Genomic DNA, 19,554 nt, shown 5'->3' with positions numbered 1-19,554 from the left:
GATCCTACTCTTTAATTTTTATTCCAGATCGTCACCGTCTGTTTTTTCTTTCTTTTTAGTTGTTTTTTCTTCCTGAAGAGGAGTTCCTGGCTTTAAGGAAGGTTCAGGAGGGGGTATCACAACACTGTCACCTGGCCGCAAACCAGAAGTTATTTCTACCTGTGTCAATCCTTCTAAACCTAATGTAACTGACCGTTTCTGGGCTTTGCCTTGACTGTCACGAATCCACACAAAAGGCTTAGACTCCGATCGCACAATTGCCTCCGTATTCAAAACTACTACCTTCTGGCGCTGCTGCAAAATTATCTCCACATTCACTTGACTCCCTGGAATCAAAGTCCGGGTTGGAGCATCGAGTCTTACTGTTGCAGGAACCGTTGGTTGACTGCCTTGATTAGAGTCGTCATTTCCTTTACTATTACCACTTTGAGCAAGAATATATAAGCTGTCTACTTTTCCTGAAAACTGCTTAGGATTGGGCCCAATAATGCTGATACGGACGGACTGCTTGGGTCTAACTTTAGCAGCATTGAGGGTAGAAAGCTGTAGTTTTACCAGTTCTTGTGAAGGGTAACCTAATGTCAAAAGCTCTGTTCCCTGCGGCACTCCGTCCCCATTTTTAACTTGAATATTAAGTACCTTGCCATCAATAGATGCAGTCACCATATTGTTTTTTAGTTCCTGTTCTTTTTTTCGGTACTCAAGCAGAGAGCTTTGGAGAGCGGGGCTATTTGTAGCAACATCTAACTGAGCTTGTCGCACTCCTGACTCAGCAGCGATCACTTTTTGCTGAAGTTCTTGCTCTTTATCTTGTCGCTGAATTTGCCGACTTTTGAGGTCGAGCAAATCGGTGTTGATTTGAGACTGTGCCTCTCGTAAACTGACTTTAGCTTTGCGAACTTCGTCTTCTTGGGAGCGCACGTCATCTGCCGGAATATAACCTCTTTCAAATAATGCTTTTTGCTCGGTAAGTTTCCGCTCAGCAGCAGCCAAAACCACCTCAGCGTCAACAACTTTTTTGCGATTATTTGCTAAGGCAATTTCCTGTTTTTTAATTTCTAATAATTCGTTATTTGGCCCGGATTTATAATTTTGAAGTCTCCCTTGGGCGATACTGAGCGTTTCCTGGGCTGCGACAAGTTTTTGGCGTAAGCTTTCTAGAGTGAGTTTTGCTTTTTGAATCACCAACTCTTGCTGGCTGAGAATTGTTTGTTTTTCGGGGTTACGAAGAGTGATTAAGTTCTGACCAGATGTGATATTTTGCCCGATTTTTACTAACACTTCATCAACAGTAGCATTAACGGGAGATTTAAGAGTTTGTTGACCAGCCAATTCAATAGTGCCGCTTTCATTAAGCGTATCTTCAATATCGCCAAGTTTGACGGGTATCAAGCGCACTCCTATGGGTTCGGGAGGTCGATTTTGATATAACCCGTAGGCAAATAAGCCCCCGCCGATGCCTAGAGTGAGAAAACTAGACCACAGTAGCCATTTGACTCCTGTTTTGAAACTATTGTTTTCTTTATATTTCACTGTCAACTCCTCCCCTACAAACTGTAAATAACTGTTAAGCGTGGGCGATCGCCCTTTAACCGTTTTGGTTACTGTTTGGAGAAAAAAATGGCAACTTTGGGGCTGACATATTCTAGCATCTGTTGACGTACTACTTTCTCTCTTCCCTTCTAAGGTCGCTATTTCTTCTGAATCTGTATTGCTTTCTAAGTCTGACAACCTGGAACCATTGCGAGAAAAAATGCGGGAATATAGCCTTTATCAGTAACATGAGGTGCTCTTGGGCGTTGGGCATCGGGCCTAAAAGCATGGGGCATCAAACTAGCCCGTGTATTTCACTTTCTTGAGAACCGCTATACATCGCGAATGGATCTCGTTTGGGGTGGTTAATCGATCGCAAAAACCAGAAAGTTGAGATATACAGACAAAATCAGGATGTGGAAATATTAGATAATCCTAGCACTTTGTCAGGGGAAGATGTGTTACCGGGATTTGTCTTAGATTTAACAGATGTTTGGTAGCGACACCGAAAGATTCACCAACCGCAATATAATAAATTAGAGCAGTACATCAATCCCAAATCTCAAATCCCATGCCCCTAACGCTTTACAACAGCTTGACCCGTCGCGAATCACCTTTCGAGCCCCTCGAACCCTCAAAGGTGCGGATGTACTGCTGCGGCGTTACGGTATACGATTACTGCCACGTCGGGCACGCCCGCGCCTACATTGTCTGGGATATGGTGCGCCGATATCTGATGTGGCGGGGATACTCGGTGCGCTACGTACAGAATTTTACCGATATTGATGACAAGATTCTCAACAGAGCCCGCGAGACAAATTCCACAATGGAAGCCGTAGCCGAACGCTTCATCGACGAATATTTTGCCGACACGGACAAGCTAAATATTCTCAGGGCCGATGAATATCCCCGCGCTACACACTCAATGGACGGCATAAAACGGCTGATTCACGAGTTAGAAAATAAAGGCTTTGCTTATGCGAACAGCGGCGACGTTTACTACAGCGTCAGAAAGTTTGCAGATTACGGAAAGCTTTCGGGCCGCAAGTTGGAAGAAATGGAAGCCGGGGCTAGCGGCAGATTGGAAACAGAAGAAATAGAAGCTCAAAAAAAGCAAGATTCCTCAGATTTTGCCCTGTGGAAAAGCGCTAAACCCGGTGAACCTTTTTGGGAATCATCTTGGGGAAAAGGTCGCCCCGGATGGCACATCGAATGTTCGGCGATGGTGCGCGATTGCTTGGGCGAAACTATTGACATTCACTGCGGCGGTTCCGATTTAACTTTTCCGCACCACGAAAACGAAATTGCTCAATCTGAAGCCGCGACTGGCAAGTCTCTGGCTAATTATTGGATGCACAATGCTTTTGTGACTGTCAATGGCAGAAAGATGTCGAAGTCTTTGCACAATTTTATTACTATTCGCGATTTGTTGGAGGGGAATTGGTCGGGTGATTTGGCATCTAACCCCCCCCAGCCCCCCCTTGGTAAGGGGGGGAGTAAGAATGAAGGAAGCGAGAAGTCAAAAGCGGTGGCACCGATGGCGGTGAGGCTGTTTGTGTTTATGGCGCAGTATCGCAGTCAGATAGATTTTACCGAAGATGCGATCGCTAGCGCTAGAAATGGCTGGAATACCATCAATGAAGGCTTGCTTTTTGGTCTCCGATATGCCGATCAACTGAGTTGGGACGTTGAGAAAACTGGACAGGATACCGTAGCTGTGCAGGAATTCCAAGCAGCGATGGATAATGATTTTAATACTCCGGCTGCTTTGGCTGTTTTGTTTGAATTGGCTAAGGAATTGGGTAAGGAAGGTAATGTTTTGGTGCATCAAGGCAAAACTGAAACTTCGCCGGAATTGTTGCAGCAAAAGTGGCTGACTTTGGTGAGTTTGGCGGGGGTTTTGGGGTTGGAAGTTCAGCCGGAAGGTGACAGCAATGATGCTGTTGGCGGTTTGACTGATGGGGAGATTGAGGCGACGATCCAGCAGCGGAAGGATGCCCGGAAAGCGAAGAATTTTGCTGAGGGCGATCGTATTCGCAATGAACTTAAGGATAAGGGAATTACTTTGATTGACCAAAAGGATGGTACAACTATTTGGCATCGGAGTTAAAAAACTGGTTTGGAGTGAGGACTTCAGTCCTCTTGGACGGACTTTAGTCCGTACTGCGAACCTAGGTTTGTAGTGAGGACTTCAGTCCTCTTGGACGGACTTTAGTCCGTACTACGAACGAAGCAGTTTTTACTTATTTAACTTGTTCGCAAATTCGGCAACAGCGGCGACAAATTCTGCGGTGGATTCGTAGGGTAAAACGTTGCGCCCCGCCATTAATAAACCCTCAGCGTTGGGAAAGTTCGCTAAATATTGCGCTAATCTTTCCTCTGGTTTTTCTTCCTTACCCGATTGACTGATGCTTGAGGCTTTTTCTCCCATGAGAACGAGTGTGGGCTTCACGAACTTTTGAATCGTACCGCTGTAATCCTGCCGCCAAAACCCCGCTAAAAAGGAGAAAACCGCGTGACGGCTGTCAGGATTTGCGGCCCCAGCCTGCAAAGCATCCAACCATTCGCTGTCAACATTTGCCGCATCGCCAAACAGTTGTTTTGCAGAAAAAGATCGCAAAAATTCAGCGCGTCTGGCGTAGCGATAAAAAGCGTTTCCCAAGGGAGAGTCTAACAGATTCCAAACGATTCTTTGCTGTCTCTGTGTCGAATGTTTGTTCATCACCGCCCAAGCGGGAGGCCCGGCGAGGACTAAGGAATGGATTAAATTAGAACCGCTTTCCTGCTGCAATTTGGCTAATTCCAAGGCTACACACAGTAAAGCACCTTGCACGAGGACGATCGCAGGTTTTTTTACTACAGTCTCCAAGAAATACTGCAACTGTGCGGCCCAATCGCTAGGATAGCAAGCCACAGCGGGCATTTCGCAATCGCCGCAGCCCAAAAGGTCGGGATTGTAAATCGGATTTGTGTTCCCTGATTTGTACCAACAATCGCAAAATCTATGCCAAAAGACTCTTGACAATCCAACTCCTATAGGATGGATTAATAACAAAGGGATGCTATCTTCTGTCGCAGTAGTTGGGTTGTAAATATCATAAGCACAGCGATATTTTTGCCATTCGTAAAACAGCGTTGGTGATTTTATAGATGAAATGGCGGATAAATCTTGGGTTGAATATTGCGGCTGCATAATTAATGTTTTGATTTTTTAGGTACTAACCTGCATATTGGGGCGGGCAGGGTGCAGCGCCCCACAAGATTTTTAAGAGTTTTCACAATGCAAACCAAACTAAATGTTTTTGAGTTTAGGCTACAACAATGCGAGTTTGAGCTTGGACATTTGGTTGCGAGTGAGCAATACGAATCTCTACATTGCTGCCGAGTGCGTTGAGAAAACGAAATAGGCGTTCTGTAGAGAAGTCTGATAATTTACCGCGCATCAATGCTGATATCTTGGGTTGAGCGATTCCTAAGAGCTTTGCTGCTTCAGTTTGGGTTAGTTGGCGTTCCGATATTAACTCACTGATTTGATGAGCTAGTTCTGCCTTAATCAATAGTTCATCAGGATTCGGGAACCCTAAGTCAGCAAAGACATTCCCACTGCTTGAATGCACTTTCATAATCTTAATCACACTATTTATATCATATCGTTTATTATGAAATCAAGGGTGACACAGGTAACAATATAATTATTGAATCATGTCAGAACAGCGAATAACCATTTCTTTACCCAACTTGCTGCTCATTGTAGCATCGTCCTTGCTGCTAGTGCTGCTGTGGCAATTGCGCAGCCTGCTAGTAATTCTGATGATATCAGTCGTGCTCGCCGCGTCGATCGTCCCGATCGTCAATTGGGCCGAAACCATGCGCGTTCCCCGCTGGCTGGCGGTGATTATGGTTTATTTAACTCTGATCGGCGGATTTAGCGGGACGGTAGTGTTAATCGGGCCCACGGTAATCCAACAAATAGAGTTGCTGCTGCGACAGTTACCAGTTTACGCCGAAAGTCTCGAAACTGTAGTAACTAATGTATTGAGCCGGTTGAGCGACAATGCCCCAACCTTTGTGAGTCAGTTGGTGGACACTCAATCGCTGACTAATTGGCTGATTCGATCGAGCCAACAACTGGTTTTGCGATCGTACAGTTTAACAAGAGGCATTCTCGGCGGTTTCTTCAGTTTAGTTTTAGCATTATTTATTTCAGGTTACATGGTTGCCGACAGCAACACATTAATTAAAAGTTTGGTGCAGTTTTTCCCGAAACCTTGGGACGAAAGACTCGCCGCCCAAGCCACGCCAATCGGTCAAAGAATGGGGAGTTACATTCGCGGGCGGGTGTTAGTTTCGGGGATTTTAGGCATATTTATTACCACAGGCTTGAGCGTTTTGGGAATGCCGGAATTTGCTTTAGGCTTGGGTGCGATCGCAGGTGTTACCAATCTGATTCCCTTCATCGGCCCGGTGTTGGGAGCAGTACCCGCATTAATCGTAGCATTAGCTAAAGGCGGCTGGGTACTCTTGTGGGTATTGCTGTTATTTGTAATTATCCAGAACTTGGAAACTTACGTGCTCGATCCTTTGCTGGTTGGTTCCTCGGTTGGCGTGCATCCTTTATATCAATTGCTGTCAGTCTTGGGAGGCGTGCAAGTATTGGGAATTATCGGGGCTGTAATTGTGCCGCCTTGGTTTGCGGGAGTCGCAGCTTTGATTGAAAACTTGTATTTAAAACCGAAGCTGAGGAGCGAACATCGAGAGACAATAAATCAAACTAAAAATAATTCAGACTTACCGCCTCTGACACCTTCGGCGTGAGATGGGGAGATGGTCTGATGGGGATCGTGGGAGAAAGCGAGAGGGGAATTGAAATATATAATTTATATCGTTTCTGTTGGCATCGGAATAATAATTTTCACAGTATAGTGCGATCGCCGCTCGCAAGCGCTCTTTTCGCGATCGGGACGATCGCACTATTAACTATTAACTATTAACTAAGGACTAATGACTAAGGACTAATGACTAAGGACTAATTGCCACTTCAATGCGGCGGTTGCGCTGCCGGTTGACATCAGAACTATTATCCACCAAAGGGCGACTTTCCCCGTAGCCGATCGCCACCCAATGATACCTCTGACCGAGCACACCAGACAAATACTGCACCACAGCCTGAGCCCGCGCAAACGACACATTGCGATTGTCCGCCGCCTCCCCCGCGTCGTCAGTGTGGCCCGCAACGCGCACAGTTGCCCCCTCGTGATTGCCCAACTCCGCCACCAAATTGTCCAAAATCGCATTAGTTCCCGCCCGCAGAGAAATGCTGCCAGTATCAAACAAAACGTCGCTGGGGAGAGTTACCATCAGCCCATCCCCTCCAAACACCGAATTTTTCGGATTCTGCGGCTGCGCGTTGGCATTTCCAGGGATCGGACTCGGCGCGGGTAAAGCAAGGCTAGGAGTTGCCGGCGTTGCGGTTGCAGCCAATTCCTGCGACATCAACTGCAACCGCTTTTCCAAAGTTTCCGTCGGGCGGCTGGTACCCAACTGACTCTCCAAAGCCGCCGTGCGCCCAATTAGCGCGTTGAGTTCGCCCTGCAACTTTCTTAAATCTCCCTGCAATTTCTCTCTCAGGGCCGGGTTGACTTTTGACTGGGGAGTGGGTGTGGCGGTTGGTGTTGGGAGCGCCGGAATTTGCGTTGCTGGGGCGCGTGAAGGGCCCGAGGTCAAATTTTGAGTTACGCGCAGCAATCTCTCGGCTAGCGGCATCTCCGTGGCGCGTGATGGATAAATTTGGGCGATCGCCATCCCCAAAACCCAGGCAAAACCGCTGCCTACTCCCAGCAGCAGCAGTCGAAATATCAGCGACAGTACAAGCAAACCTTTTCCCCGCGACTTGGAGACGCGAGTCGGGGGGATTGAAGGTTTTTGGTTAAAAGATCGCGCCATGGTTCCTCCCTCTCGGTACACATACCTGATTAATTTCGATACTATCTTACCTATCGGATTTTCGATTTGAGTTTTGGGATTTTAGATTGGAAGACAAATCTACCGTCTCAAAAAGAAATCCGGTTTCTCCAAATCTGGGGTTGGGCGGTGCAGAATCTGCTCGCGTAAACCTGATTTCTAAGTTGTACTGCATTTAAATTGTATATTTCGATGATTTATCAAACTTTCCCCATCGCACCATCTCCCCATCGGACTCTCAAACACAAGAGACAATCTAGATGCAGTACAGCTTAGTCCCCTGCGTGGAAGTCCTAAATTTGTTAGATAATGCTGTAGAACTTTTGGAAAAAAACTGATGGCTGACCCTTTAAATAGCGCCTATCCCGTGCCTTGGGAATGGATTACTGAAACTCACGCTAAAGTGAGTTCAACTGGCGACACCGGCAAACGCTACTATCGCAGTCCTTCCCTAGTTTCAACTAACGGCCAATACGCGGCTTACAGTCGAATTGAGTTGCAAGTGCAGCCCGAATTAGCCCGGTGTCGGGTTAGCAGCGTCATGTTTGTGGAAAATCTCAAAACCGGGGAACTGCAAACAGTGGCGGCTGCTTCGCCGCTGGCGGAAAGCGGAATGTATGCTAGCGATGACACAGATATGTCCGGGACGATCGCCATTTTAGTGCCTGTTTCTTGGAATCCAGAGGGTTCCCGGGTTCTCGCCCGCGAATTTGAAGCGCTTTTCAACTCTTCCGATATGTCCGACTACGCGGTCATTTGGGATAAAAATGATAATTACACTTATACCGTTGCTCCGGCTCGCAGTCTTTACACTCATGCTGTATTGTTGGGTTGGAGTCAAGTTTGTCCGGGACAAGTTCTGTTCCGCGCGGGCAATTTGGGCGATCGATCTTGGCCTCTTTGCGCAGTCGATGTGACCGGCCAAACGGTAGCCCTCAGCCAAGACAAACCCCTAGTTTTCGGCAGTCAAGCCAGCACAGACTGGATCGAACCTAAAACTCGTTTTTAGATATTATGGCGGCATATTTTGCGCTCTGGCCCACAATTATTTTACTGTCCGGTCAATCTTTCGAGCAATTCATTTTGACTTTGGGGCTGATAGCTTTGGCTGTTATTTTCGGTTTGACAGCTTTTATTTTTATTCGCATCTTATTCAATTGGTTGCAGGCGCTATTCGAGGAAAACCGCCATTTGTTTCTACCGAAGTTCAACAAAAGGGCGGGGAATTCAACTACCAACCTTTCTCAACCTGAAAACGTTTTTTTAGAACCGCTGTTCGTAGAAAGTGACAGCAATTTAAATGCTGCAATTTTTGGATTAGAAAGCGATATTTCCGAAGTCCTTGAACCCGAGATAATCTGTGAAAATTCAGCAGCAGTTGCCCATCTCTACAAGCCGATCGCTCTTTGGCACGGCCGCTTAATTTTGCCATCACACGAACAGCGCCAGCCCTACGGCTCCGTATTTTTTGAAGTTATCAATGCACCCAAAAAATATCAAACTTTCATTGGCAAAACAGCATTTTTGCAGTGGAGCACAAATCGCCAAGTACAGTTTTTTGTCCACGCCGTAAGTCAAGATATTAAGTTCACCAAACAAACTTTCAAAAGTCAAAAATCAGGTAACATCCATCCAGTTAGATTGAACGGCTGGCGAAATGTCGGCCCTTTAGAAACTCTAGCAGGTAGCAGACACGAAGACAGCGTGACTGTGATGCTGCGCAGGCCGGTGATTGTCATCAACCACAGCAGCAGCGAGCGGCAGGAACTAATTATCGATCGCGAACCAGTACAAATTATCGGACGTTTGTGCGCCTTAGTCTCTATTGTAAAGCGCCAAGAACCCGACAGCGACAAATTTATTGTCCGCCATTTGGGCAAAACATCCCAACAATTTGACGGCGCCGCCGAAATCATTCGGATTCCGCAAGTACAGCCGGACAAAAATGGCGTAGCGAGGTCTACCAATCACCAGATCGAACAATCGCCATTAAATCCAGAGGGCTGGTACATTTACGGCGAAAGAGACGAAGACAGTATTTTTGTAGTGCAGGCACTCGAACCCCGCAAAATTGCCCAATTAATACCAGATGAAACACATTTCGGGCTGAAAAAATCTCTCGCTTATTTAAAGGAGGAAAACTGGTTAAATACAGCGGCGCAAAAAGGACAAGCAAAAAGAGTATTGTTGATGCCAAATGACGCTGCCGAAAACAATTCAATCTCTCCTTGGGAAGAAGGAGACATCGGCATCGTGATTCACAGTTTCGGCGGTATCGGCGGCAAAAAAGGCGAACCGGCACCGCTGGGAATTGTCACCGGACATTTTGCTTTCGGAGTAGCAAAAGTGGTGCGCGATCGCTTTACCAGCGAACTGCGTTTTGACATAGAATACAAACAAGTTTATGCGCACAATCCCGATGGAATTGTTGCAGGTTCCAGCAAATGGCAAAGTTACATGGGAGACTTGCAGCGCGGCTGGTTGGGATCTCGCCCGGTGTGCGATATCATCTGTAAATTAGACTGCGTGTGTTGCGACTACGACTTTGACGGCATCAACTTGTCGCCTTTAACCGAATTAAACCAGCAACTAGATATCATGATGGCGCGCTACCGCAGCGGAGACGGCACCGGTGCAAGTTTAGTCACGCCAGCAACTTCTTGCGTCCAAGATTCCAGTCAGGCAATTTACGCCACAATTAAAAAAATCACTGCCGAAATTGAGTCAAATCCTCAGATTCAAGACTGGCTGAAAAAAAATCCCGCCGCCGCACAAACCCAAAGATTTAACCAGTTAGTAGCTTTAGGAGAGAGTTTAGAAAAAGTATTAATTCCCCTCGGCGTTGTCCGTCCAGATTGGCGCAAAAATGTGAGATTGGCTGGGATTGATTCGGAACTGAAAAAAAGCTTTTTTGCTGGGATCGCGAACCTGATAAAAGCTGCTATTAGTTACCGAACAATGCTGCCCAGGCGCACCCAAGATGCGATCGCCAAAATCCTCTTAAAACAAGGAGCATTTTTGTGGATAATTCGCACCAATCAAGTCGGGGGATTCGATCCCGATATTGAGCCGATCGCGCCTACAGGACTTTGAGTGATATCATCTCCGATAACTACGGAATTATACCTGAGTGCGAGCGTCCCGCACAGCAAAGCCTTATCTCTCTGACAAAAGCTATATATATCCCTCAAAAAATGACTTGTTATCTCAAGGAAGAGTTATCGTCTCTAGTTGGATTTAATAATGTTTTGCTTGGTTTTTTGGGAAATAGCAACAACATCAACACTGTACTAATAATACATAGTCCACCGAGTCCTTCCAGAAGACTCATTGGTAAGCGAAGCCAAATAATTGATGCAGCTACAGCCGACACAGGCTCTGCACTTGCCAACAAACTCGCTTCTGTAGGTGTAATATATCGAAGACTGTCTAGATATAGATAAAAAGCGATTAATGTGCCAAATATAATCACAAAACTAACAAACAAACCAGTAATAACAGACCAATGTTGACCTTGTATTTGCCAAGGAGAAGCGATCGGGCATAATGCAATCCCTCCTATAATCATGCCCCAGCCAAGGATTACTTCAGAACCCCAACGTTGTAGCAAACTTGATGGATATAATGTGTAAAATGCAAGTGCAATTGCAGAACTTAATCCCCATGCTATTGATATAATGGAGACGGAAAGCTGGTAAATAGATCCATTTGTTACGAGAAGAAATGTGCCTAACAAAGCAAGTCCTAGGGCTATAAACTCTTGAATACTAGGAATTTTCTTGTACTTTACTGCTAAGTAAATCATAATAAATAATGGAGCCAAATATTGCAATAATGTTGCTGTAGCAGCATTACCAGTTTGAATAGCTGCGAAATAGGTATACTGCACTCCCAACATACCAACACTTCCAAAAATCACTAATCGAATCCGATCTTGGGGAGCATTCCACACAGCAAAAACTTGGTTGAATTTCTTTCGGAAACCTCCAATTATTAATAACAATATTCCTGAGATAAGAAGGCGCATTGTAACCAACCAACCGGGAGTAAATCCCTCATCTTGAAAAAGCCTTTGTGCCACCGTACCAGAAAGTCCCCATAAAGTGGCTGCTATCAGCACCATAGCCAGTCCCTTATAACGTAATAACTTAAGCTTTTTTGAGTCAGATGTGAGCATAGTTTGTAATCATTCCATCCAAGTCAACCTGTGCGCAGTGCAAACCCTACAAAGTCAACCAGGTTCGTAGTGAGGACTAAAGTCCTCTCAATGGATGCGGACTAAAGTCCTCACTACGAACCCAATAAAATAGGTTAGTAGTGAGGACTTTAGTCTTCTGAATGGATGCGGACTAAAGTCCTCACTACTAACCTTTACCAAGGAGTGACAGCCACAGTGCCGCCCGGTGCAAAAACTACTCGGAAATCAGCCAGCGGTTCCGCCGGTGGCCGGGTACCAACCGGTTTGTAAAGCAACTCGGACAACGGCGCTTCGGATCGATCGACTGCTGCGGAATTTTCCGACTTGTAACCGACAATCGCCCCGTCTTGAGCCACACTCACCCGATAAACCAACTCCGTATCAACAGCAGGCTGATTCTTCAAAACTCCGTCAATTTGCTGGGAAAGTTTGCCCTTCAACAGCTCAATTTGGGCCGCATCGGTAATCGGCACGGCAGCAGCCCCTGGACTTGCCAAACCTTCGGAAACAGGACTGGGCGTGCTTTCCGGCGAAGTGCTCGACTGCGGTGTTGCCAAGGGCGAAGCGTCTGCTGTCGGCGCGGGACTCGGACTTGGCGAACTCGGTTCAGCTTTCGGAGTCCTATCCCCCGGCAGCAAACCGTCAGCCGCAGGCGTGGGATTGGGATTCGGCGAACCCGATCCGCCCGAATTCGGCGTGCCGAGATTCTGGCCGGCCCGATTGGGCTGCGGCACCGGATCTCTCGGGCGCTGGACTTCCGGCACTGGTACCAAGAAAAACGCCATCGCCGCCAAAGCCAAACTCGATACCCCCACCACCGCAGGCAAACTCCGCTTCGCCAAAGGTTCGGCAGACTTGACGTAACGCTTGGAAATTGGGGTTAATTGCAGCGACAATTCCGGCAGCGTCTGGGTGTCGGCAAAAAATTGATCGATCGCCTCTACCAAGTCAAATAGCTGTACCGTCGTCAAATCTACTTCTGCCGACAGTTCTGTTTTTCTATCGATTTGGGTCGCGCTGCCTGCTTCTGCGGGTAGAACGGTCAAACGGTGCGAATTCCCGTCGATTCTGTGCAACTGCACCATACCCAAAGAAGGGCCGTAGCGATCGGGATAATGCACTCCGCTCATAAATTCTTGAGCGTAGCTGCTCACGGCCCTCACCAAGCTTTCAAAAAACTCCCGTCCCCCGCTGAGGGGTTCGCCGAGACCAGTCACATAGCATTCAGCGCTCATTAATATCGAAAGCACCGGCCGTATATCTAACTGGCTGGCTGCCGATCCATCGCTCAAGCCTTCCAGAACCAGGGTGCAATTTGGCAGACTGTACTGACGCCTAATAGTCATCGTTATTCCACTTCTCCATCAAACAGGCTAACCCAGAAGCGCTGCATTCCGGCTGTGCCTGTACAAAATAGCAGTTTGCTCAACAAGTTTAAAGCTAGTTCGTTGAGCTTGTCGTCGGAATCGTAAGCTGCAACCAGCGATCGCTTGGGGTTCATGCGCGATCGAAAGTGAGCGCGAAAGCGTTCTAAATACTCGGCAAGCTGCAAGTTCTGGTTGAGGGGGATATTTCTCGATCGCAACTGCTGCGAATCTAGCAGCAACTGCCGAATTGTCGCGGTTAACTTGCGCGCCATATTGCAGGCGATCGCCACCAGCGCCTTTGCCTCCACAACAGTCAGGGAGCGGCGCTGGGTATAGCGTCTCAGCGGGTTAGTATTGCGCATCAGCCAAAGGGCAACGCGATTTTTGATAATTGACTCCAATTCCAGTTCCTTTGACACTGCCAGCATTTCTTCAGCACCTCCGAGATACAAGGCCTCGATCGCCAGCAACATCAAGTCAATTTGCAATCTGGCCCGGCGGGGACATCCCCCATCGGAGGGCGACAAGTCTGGCAAACTGTCTAAAATCAACGGGTTTGACTGGGTAAGCGAAGTTTCTGACGGCATTAATATCACGGCAACATCCATTCCAAACAAACTATACGGGTATGTGGGGTGTCGGGCATGACAAATTCAGAACCGACGACTCCTCAGGGATACTTTATTTCGATCGTTGACTTTTATGTATATATTTCACTCTAACAATTCTTGGTGCTCGATTTCAGATTCGATGCTTGGGTTTTGGGAGTAGACGAGCTCGCGGACAAGTTGGCCCAACAGCATTTTTACTGCTTTGGCCGCTACGCGCGCTCGGATTAGTCGCACGGCGATCGGCCGCTGAGTTTTTCTTCATCCATGATTTGACCCAGCCGATCGCCTGCTGCGGAATTATAATTTTTCCAGGGTCGGGCTGTAGTTTCCGAAAGCGAGCGGGACGCTCGCACCCTCGACATCCTTGCGACGTAACCGGATTTAAGATCGCAGAGTCGGAAACCGAGCAAGAATTTGACAATTACCGATTCCCTATTGGGATCGATCAATGTTCCTTCTTCTGGGGTTTCGGCGGCGCTTCTTTTTGAGCCGTAAAATCAGTAGCCACCGCCTTATCAGTTAGACTAATTTTTCCCTTGAGGCTTTCTCCCTCCACAATTCCTCGCATTTTAACAGAACTGTTTTGACCCGTTGCTGTGGAATCGCTGCAACCCGTTAAATTAGGAACCGCACCCGACAAACTCAATCCTTGAGTTTCCCACTTGCCATGTAGAGAAGGTGGCTCCTCGGCTATTTTTTCGCGATCGGCTTCGCTGCTGCCCGATCGCAAATTACCGCTCAAATAAACCCCTGATTGCTCGATTGTCAAGACCAAGGAATCAGATTTCAGACATTCTGGCAAACTTTTAGCATCGAAGCGATAATTTCCCGCAATTGCCGGGGCCGCCTTTAAATTTGTTTCGCCGTAAGCACTGACTACTTTAAACAGCAGCGCAACTAAGCCGATCGTAATTCCGTAAAATGCCAGCGATTTGAGTCTTAAATGATTCATCATCTTGGTAATTAATAATTGCGCATTGGGCATTGGCCAAACAGGGCATTGGCCAAACAGGCCAAACAGGCCAAACAGGGCATTGGCCAAACAGGGCATTGGTACTAACTCACAAATAACCAATAACCAATAACTAATAACAACAGTCAACAGTCAACAGTCAACAGTCAACAGTCAACAGTCAACAGTCAACTGACTACCTTTAACTAATAACAACTGCCAACAGTCAACAGTCAACTGACTACCTTTGAGGAAGTACCGACGCCAAGTGCGATCGCACTTTAACGTAGCACCGCGCAATCAGCAGCGAAGAATGACACTGCACAGCCAATTCATCAGTATACTGTCCCAAAGTTTGGCGCTCAATTCCCCACTCCCGGCTCGTACCCGCAATAGTCAAATCAGCATTAGCAGAAGCCGCCACCACTGCTTGTATTGGCTCAGCAGCCTCCACAATCGGAGTTTCAATGCGCGATCGCACCTCAACCGGCAACTGATCCATCACTCGCTGAAAATCGTAACTCAGCTCGTTTCCAGCTTCCCCGTCAACCGCCACCCGCAGTACCGTCAAACGGCGTTCCTCGCTATTAACTAACAGTCTCAGCGCCAATTCTAACCCCAAATCATCGTGAATGTTTGCCGCGTAAGGTACTAACAAGTTATTCAAATTTTCCCCGCCTCTGTCAACAAAAATTGCTACATCCACCTTTGCGTTGCCGAGAATTTGACCGACACGTCCTCCCAAACGGTTGCTGCTAAAAGTAGGCCTGTGCCATCCTACTAAAATCAAATCCGCGCGATCGATCTCCGCAATTTGTGCCGTTTCCCGGGCTACATCATTAGTAACCCGAATGATGGGATGTACGAATTTTCGCGCCTCCGGCAGTTCCAAACTCTCGATCAATTCTGATAATTTCGAGCGGCGCTCTTGAATAACGCGATCGGCTTCTGCAGGCGTACTTTTAAAGGCATAATCCTCATTTAATTCTATCAAACTCAGAGGATGAACCGCCGCCGACTGTAAATCGTCACCACCCATACCAGCGGCCGGCTGCGCCAGCGCTACCGCTAGTTGCAGTAAACCTTTCTGCGTGCTGGGATTGGCAACCGGTACTAAAATTCGATAAGTTGGCAGCAATTTTTTACCAGTTTCTTCGCTGCTACCGGCAATTGGTGAATCTTCTAATTCTGAATCAAGAGAGCTAACTTCTGAAATATCTAACCGAATTAACCGTTTTGGATAAGTCCACTCCAACAGAGGCGAAGTCATAAAAGTTGTGACTAAAGCCATGATGACTAACATCGTAAATAGCAGCGGCGAAATTACGCCCAGGGAAAGACCGATATTCAGCACAATTAGTTCAGTCAAACCGCGAGTATTCATCAGCCATCCCAGGGCTGAAGCTTCGCGGTTGCTGATGCCACAGACTCTGGCTGCCACGTAAGTGCCGACGTATTTTCCGACAATTGCCACTCCCAAAACTGCGGCGCACAGCAGCCACAATTCGGGACTGTTAAGCAGGCCGATTTGAGTGCGCAAACCGCTGTAAGCAAAAAAGACTGGCAGCAGAAATATCAGGACAAAATCTTCGGTTTTCTCAGCTAATTCTCTGGTTAATCCCGCATTTTTCGGCATGGCGGCACCCAGCAAAAATGCACCGAAAATTAAATGAATGCCGATCAATTCAGTAATTAAGGCAGAAGCTACAACTCCCATGTAAATTCCCGACAGCACTAACTGTGTTAATCTGCCGGTGCGGTTGTAGTGCCGGGAAAGCCACTGCAAGACCCAGCGGACTACAGTCATCATGAAACCGATGTAAATTAAAGATGCAAAAATGGTTGGCAAAGCGCCGATCATGGAGTTAGTTCGAGTAACTGCGATCGCCACCGCCAACAAACACCACGCCGTCACGTCGTCTACCGCAGCGCAAGTCAGGGCCAGCGTCCCCAATTTTGTATTCTGCAAGTTGTGTTCTGTAATAATTCTTGCCAGCACCGGAAAGGCAGTAATTGACATCGCAGCGCCCAAAAAGAGGGCAAAGGCTGTAAACGAAACGCTATTATTTGAAACGATGGGATAAAGCAGCAGCGCTAGCAAGCTTCCCAGGGAAAACGGCACTAAAATGCTGACGTGAGAAGTTAAAATCGCGATATCTAAATTGTTTTTGAGATACTTCGGATTCAGTTCTAAACCAACCAAGAACATGAAAAATATCAGCCCCACCTCAGACAGCACGTTGAGGAAGGGAACGGCTTCGGCTGGAAAAAGTGCTGTTGCGGTGGCTGGTGCAACTAAGCCCAACAGAGAAGGCCCGAGCATAATTCCTGCTACAATTTCTCCAATGACTTGAGGTTGTTTAATAGATCGAAATCCTAAACCGACAAGTCTCGAAAGTGCGATGACAATTAGAACTTCAAGCAGGACGAGAATGGGAATGGGCATGGCGTTTTTAGCTTTGGGATTTTTGCGGATCGAGAGGGCACGGCAGTAAAGCCGACAGAATTGCCGATCGAACAAAATGGATAAAAGCTCGATCGAACGAAAGAAGGCACAAGACACGCACTCCTGCCATTCTCTCACAAGCTAACAAAGGCTTTGGCAACCTCCAAACTTGATTTTTCGTTTTTTCAGAAGCGGTTGCTAGTAACTCTAACCGTATCGTGCGCCCCCCGCACCCAACCCGCCCACCCGCATCTCACTGGCTTCGGGCGCGCACCGCCCACGCAACCCTACGGATAACCCAACCCTACGGATATCAGATTGTCAGAAAAAGTGGTGCTTCTGGTGATAAACTAGAAAAGTTGTTTAAATTCGCACATCCGGGTTTTCGGGTGTTTCTAGGGCGCAAACCTTCAGAAATACGACCGGGTGGAGGATTAACCCGAATCAGGAGTTAAAAATACAATGCCAGTAGTCAGTTTGGCTCAAATGTTAGAGTCAGGGGTTCACTTCGGACACCAAACCCGCCGGTGGAACCCGAAAATGTCTCCCTACATTTTTACAGAGCGCAACGGGGTTCACATCATCGACCTCGTGCAAACCGCTCAGCTTATGGAAGACGCCTACGAGTACATGAGAGTGGCCTCAGAAAAAGGCAAAAAGTTTTTGTTCGTGGGTACGAAACGCCAAGCGGCCGGGATTGTAGCTCAAGAAGCTCAACGCTGCGGTGCTTACTACGTCAACCAGCGCTGGCTGGGGGGAATGCTCACCAACTGGACGACAATTAAGTCCCGCGTGGAGCGCCTCAAGGATTTGGAGCGCCGGGAGGAAATCGGCGCCCTGGATTTGTTGCCGAAAAAAGAAGCTTCGGTGCTGCGCCGAGAAATGGTCAAACTCCAGAAGTATCTGGGCGGAATCAAAACTATGCGCAAGATTCCCGACGGAGTGGTGCTGGTAGACCAACGCCGCGAGTATAATGCGGTGTTGGAATGCCAAAAGTTGGGAATTCCCATCGTCTCTCTGTTGGACACCAACTGCGACCCGGATTTAGTGGACATTGCGATTCCGGCGAACGACGATGCTATTCGATCGATCAAGCTGATTGTCGGCAAGCTGGCTGATGCAATCTACGAAGGTCGTCACGGTCAGCAAGGCGGCGACGCTGACGAAGACTACGACTACGACGGCGGTTACGAAGGCGCGGAATATGATGGCGAAAGCGAAGAATTGGATGACCCCAATGATGTAGAGCCCGACGACGGCGACGCTGACGGCGAAGACAACGAAAGCTAATATTGCGATCGGCAATCTGACACCAGGAAATTAAAAATTAAAGATAGAAAATTTAAAATAATAATTTTAAGTTTGACATTTTTAATTTTTAATTGTAAATGCCATTAGTCTCGGTCATTACTAGAGTTCTGGCAAAAACCTTCATTAGTGTCAGCGCCCGAATTAGTTCGAGCGCTACAGGTACAAAGTCTGCCCTAAGGCAGACTGGGTATTTCTTCACTCTTGTCTAATCATTAACATTAAAATTAATGACGGATGACTAATGACTAATGACTGATGACTAATGACTAATGACTAATGACTAATTTTGATTGGGAACTTAAAGAAGATGGCGGACATATCTGCAAAACTTGTTAAAGAACTGCGCGACAAAACCGGCGCAGGCATGATGGACTGCAAAAAAGCCCTCGTTGAAAACGATGGCAATATCGAAACATCAATTGAGTGGCTGCGGAAAAAAGGTCTGGCTTCGGCCGGCAAAAAAGGCGGACGAGTTGCCTCTGAAGGTATAGTAGGCAGCTACATTCACACCGGCGGCCGCGTCGGTGTGTTGGTGGAAGTTAACTGCGAAACCGATTTTGTCGCCCGCCGCGAAGATTTCCAAGCTTTGGTGCGGAATATTGCGATGCAAATTGCAGCTTGCCCCAATGTGGAATACGTGAAAGTTGAAGATATCCCCGCTGAAATTGTCGATCGAGAAAAGGCAATTGAAATGGGCAAGGATGACTTGGGCAACAAGCCGGAAAATATCAAAGAAAAGATTGTTCAAGGACGCATTGAAAAGCGCTTGAAAGAGTTATCTTTGATGGATCAGCCTTTTATTAGAGATCAGAATATCTCGGTGGAAGAGTTGGTGAAACAAACGATCGCCCAAATTGGAGAAAATGTCCAAGTGCGCCGCTTCGTGCGTTTTGTGTTGGGCGAAGGCATTGAGAAAGTAGAAGCTAACTTTGCCGATGAAGTTGCAGCCCAAATGGGTACTGCTAAGTAATCCAAAATTAAGATTGAGAAGTGAAAATTAAAAATGTCAGGACTTAGGCACGAAATGCCTCAAATCCCGATCCCACTCCTAGCCCCCCTAAAAAAGGGGGGAACCTGAAAGCCCCCCTTTTTTAGGGGGGAACCTGAAAGCCCCCCTTTTTTAGGGGGGTTGGGGGGCTCGATGCGTCCAGGACTGAAGGTGAAAAGCTAATTTT

General features: G+C 47.3%; 16 protein-coding genes and 1 pseudogene. 7 read left to right on the top strand and 10 right to left on the bottom strand.

What is annotated here, in order from left to right; translation table 11 throughout:
• Positions 1-18: 18 nt before the first annotated feature.
• On the bottom strand, positions 19-1,533 hold the full coding sequence (locus QUB63_RS13250; RefSeq protein ID WP_332945666.1) for an efflux RND transporter periplasmic adaptor subunit: 1,515 nt from the start codon (positions 1,531-1,533) through the stop codon (positions 19-21).
• 335 nt (positions 1,534-1,868) lie between these two features.
• Between QUB63_RS13250 and QUB63_RS13245 the strand changes: the two are divergent.
• Both QUB63_RS13245 and cysS read left to right on the top strand, forming a co-directional pair.
• Positions 1,869-2,033 (top strand): annotated as a pseudogene (locus QUB63_RS13245) (Uma2 family endonuclease); the annotation flags it as partial.
• A 71-nt stretch (positions 2,034-2,104) separates the two neighbouring features.
• On the top strand, positions 2,105-3,643 hold the full coding sequence (gene cysS, locus QUB63_RS13240) for a cysteine--tRNA ligase (protein WP_332945664.1): 1,539 nt from the start codon (positions 2,105-2,107) through the stop codon (positions 3,641-3,643).
• A 129-nt stretch (positions 3,644-3,772) separates the two neighbouring features.
• Here cysS and QUB63_RS13235 read toward each other — a convergent pair whose 3' ends face one another.
• Positions 3,773-4,726, bottom strand: coding sequence for an alpha/beta fold hydrolase (locus QUB63_RS13235; protein WP_332945662.1), 954 nt, complete (start codon positions 4,724-4,726; stop codon positions 3,773-3,775).
• A gap of 115 nt (positions 4,727-4,841) precedes the next feature.
• Complete coding sequence (locus tag QUB63_RS13230) at positions 4,842-5,156, bottom strand: helix-turn-helix domain-containing protein (protein ID WP_332945661.1); 315 nt, start codon at positions 5,154-5,156, stop codon at positions 4,842-4,844.
• A 79-nt stretch (positions 5,157-5,235) separates the two neighbouring features.
• On the opposite strand from QUB63_RS13230, the gene QUB63_RS13225 reads away from it, so the two are divergent.
• Positions 5,236-6,348, top strand: coding sequence for an AI-2E family transporter (locus QUB63_RS13225; RefSeq protein ID WP_332945660.1), 1,113 nt, complete (start codon positions 5,236-5,238; stop codon positions 6,346-6,348).
• 204 nt (positions 6,349-6,552) lie between these two features.
• Here QUB63_RS13225 and QUB63_RS13220 read toward each other — a convergent pair whose 3' ends face one another.
• Positions 6,553-7,476, bottom strand: coding sequence for an OmpA family protein (locus QUB63_RS13220; RefSeq protein ID WP_332945659.1), 924 nt, complete (start codon positions 7,474-7,476; stop codon positions 6,553-6,555).
• Between the two features lie 355 nt (positions 7,477-7,831).
• Here QUB63_RS13220 and QUB63_RS13215 point away from each other — a divergent pair, with 355 nt between their 5' ends.
• The gene (locus QUB63_RS13215) at positions 7,832-8,503 is read left to right on the top strand and encodes a hypothetical protein (RefSeq protein WP_332945658.1); all 672 of its coding nucleotides are present in this window, start codon (positions 7,832-7,834) and stop codon (positions 8,501-8,503) included.
• A 5-nt stretch (positions 8,504-8,508) separates the two neighbouring features.
• Entirely contained in the window at positions 8,509-10,587 is a 2,079-nt protein-coding gene (locus QUB63_RS13210) for an abortive infection protein (protein ID WP_332945657.1), read from the top strand.
• A 109-nt stretch (positions 10,588-10,696) separates the two neighbouring features.
• On the opposite strand, the gene QUB63_RS13205 is transcribed toward QUB63_RS13210, so the two are convergent.
• From QUB63_RS13205 to QUB63_RS13180, 6 genes are all read right to left on the bottom strand, one after another.
• Entirely contained in the window at positions 10,697-11,671 is a 975-nt protein-coding gene (locus QUB63_RS13205; RefSeq protein ID WP_332945655.1) for a DMT family transporter, read from the bottom strand.
• 194 nt (positions 11,672-11,865) lie between these two features.
• The gene (locus QUB63_RS13200; protein WP_332945653.1) at positions 11,866-13,038 is read right to left on the bottom strand and encodes a DUF4335 domain-containing protein; all 1,173 of its coding nucleotides are present in this window, start codon (positions 13,036-13,038) and stop codon (positions 11,866-11,868) included.
• A gap of 2 nt (positions 13,039-13,040) precedes the next feature.
• On the bottom strand, positions 13,041-13,667 hold the full coding sequence (locus QUB63_RS13195) for a DUF3038 domain-containing protein (protein ID WP_332945652.1): 627 nt from the start codon (positions 13,665-13,667) through the stop codon (positions 13,041-13,043).
• A gap of 227 nt (positions 13,668-13,894) precedes the next feature.
• Positions 13,895-14,023, bottom strand: a complete 129-nt coding sequence (locus QUB63_RS13190) for a hypothetical protein (RefSeq protein WP_332945651.1) — start codon at positions 14,021-14,023, stop codon at positions 13,895-13,897.
• 92 nt (positions 14,024-14,115) lie between these two features.
• Complete coding sequence (locus QUB63_RS13185) at positions 14,116-14,655, bottom strand: hypothetical protein (RefSeq protein WP_332945650.1); 540 nt, start codon at positions 14,653-14,655, stop codon at positions 14,116-14,118.
• A 208-nt stretch (positions 14,656-14,863) separates the two neighbouring features.
• Positions 14,864-17,185 (bottom strand): cation:proton antiporter, encoded by a 2,322-nt coding sequence (locus QUB63_RS13180; protein WP_332945649.1) that lies wholly within the window; start codon positions 17,183-17,185, stop codon positions 14,864-14,866.
• A gap of 345 nt (positions 17,186-17,530) precedes the next feature.
• Between QUB63_RS13180 and rpsB the strand changes: the two genes are divergently transcribed.
• Positions 17,531-18,358 carry a 30S ribosomal protein S2 gene (gene rpsB / locus QUB63_RS13175; RefSeq protein ID WP_332945647.1) on the top strand — a complete coding sequence of 276 codons (828 nt, stop codon included), beginning with the start codon at positions 17,531-17,533 and terminating at the stop codon, positions 18,356-18,358.
• A 328-nt stretch (positions 18,359-18,686) separates the two neighbouring features.
• A complete protein-coding gene (tsf, locus tag QUB63_RS13170; RefSeq protein ID WP_332945646.1) occupies positions 18,687-19,349 on the top strand; it encodes a translation elongation factor Ts in 663 nt (220 codons plus the stop codon).
• Positions 19,350-19,554: the final 205 nt, after the last annotated feature.

This window comes from Microcoleus sp. ARI1-B5, assembly GCF_036705795.1.
In the GTDB taxonomy this organism is placed as follows: domain Bacteria; phylum Cyanobacteriota; class Cyanobacteriia; order Cyanobacteriales; family Microcoleaceae; genus Microcoleus.
This window is presented reverse-complemented; position numbering and strand designations above follow the sequence as displayed.

What these genes read in the sequence shown, in the direction of transcription:
- cysS (WP_332945664.1), top strand. Translation starts at nt 2,105, where the DNA reads ATGCCCCTAACGCTTTACAACAGCTTGACCCGTCGCGAATCACCTTTC.
- QUB63_RS13235 (WP_332945662.1), bottom strand. Translation starts at nt 4,726, where the DNA reads ATGCAGCCGCAATATTCAACCCAAGATTTATCCGCCATTTCATCTATA.
- QUB63_RS13230 (WP_332945661.1), bottom strand. Translation starts at nt 5,156, where the DNA reads ATGAAAGTGCATTCAAGCAGTGGGAATGTCTTTGCTGACTTAGGGTTC.
- QUB63_RS13225 (WP_332945660.1), top strand. Translation starts at nt 5,236, where the DNA reads ATGTCAGAACAGCGAATAACCATTTCTTTACCCAACTTGCTGCTCATT.
- QUB63_RS13220 (WP_332945659.1), bottom strand. Translation starts at nt 7,476, where the DNA reads ATGGCGCGATCTTTTAACCAAAAACCTTCAATCCCCCCGACTCGCGTC.
- QUB63_RS13215 (WP_332945658.1), top strand. Translation starts at nt 7,832, where the DNA reads ATGGCTGACCCTTTAAATAGCGCCTATCCCGTGCCTTGGGAATGGATT.
- QUB63_RS13210 (WP_332945657.1), top strand. Translation starts at nt 8,509, where the DNA reads ATGGCGGCATATTTTGCGCTCTGGCCCACAATTATTTTACTGTCCGGT.
- QUB63_RS13205 (WP_332945655.1), bottom strand. Translation starts at nt 11,671, where the DNA reads ATGCTCACATCTGACTCAAAAAAGCTTAAGTTATTACGTTATAAGGGA.
- QUB63_RS13200 (WP_332945653.1), bottom strand. Translation starts at nt 13,038, where the DNA reads ATGACTATTAGGCGTCAGTACAGTCTGCCAAATTGCACCCTGGTTCTG.
- QUB63_RS13195 (WP_332945652.1), bottom strand. Translation starts at nt 13,667, where the DNA reads ATGGATGTTGCCGTGATATTAATGCCGTCAGAAACTTCGCTTACCCAG.
- QUB63_RS13185 (WP_332945650.1), bottom strand. Translation starts at nt 14,655, where the DNA reads ATGCCCAATGCGCAATTATTAATTACCAAGATGATGAATCATTTAAGA.
- rpsB (WP_332945647.1), top strand. Translation starts at nt 17,531, where the DNA reads ATGCCAGTAGTCAGTTTGGCTCAAATGTTAGAGTCAGGGGTTCACTTC.
- tsf (WP_332945646.1), top strand. Translation starts at nt 18,687, where the DNA reads ATGGCGGACATATCTGCAAAACTTGTTAAAGAACTGCGCGACAAAACC.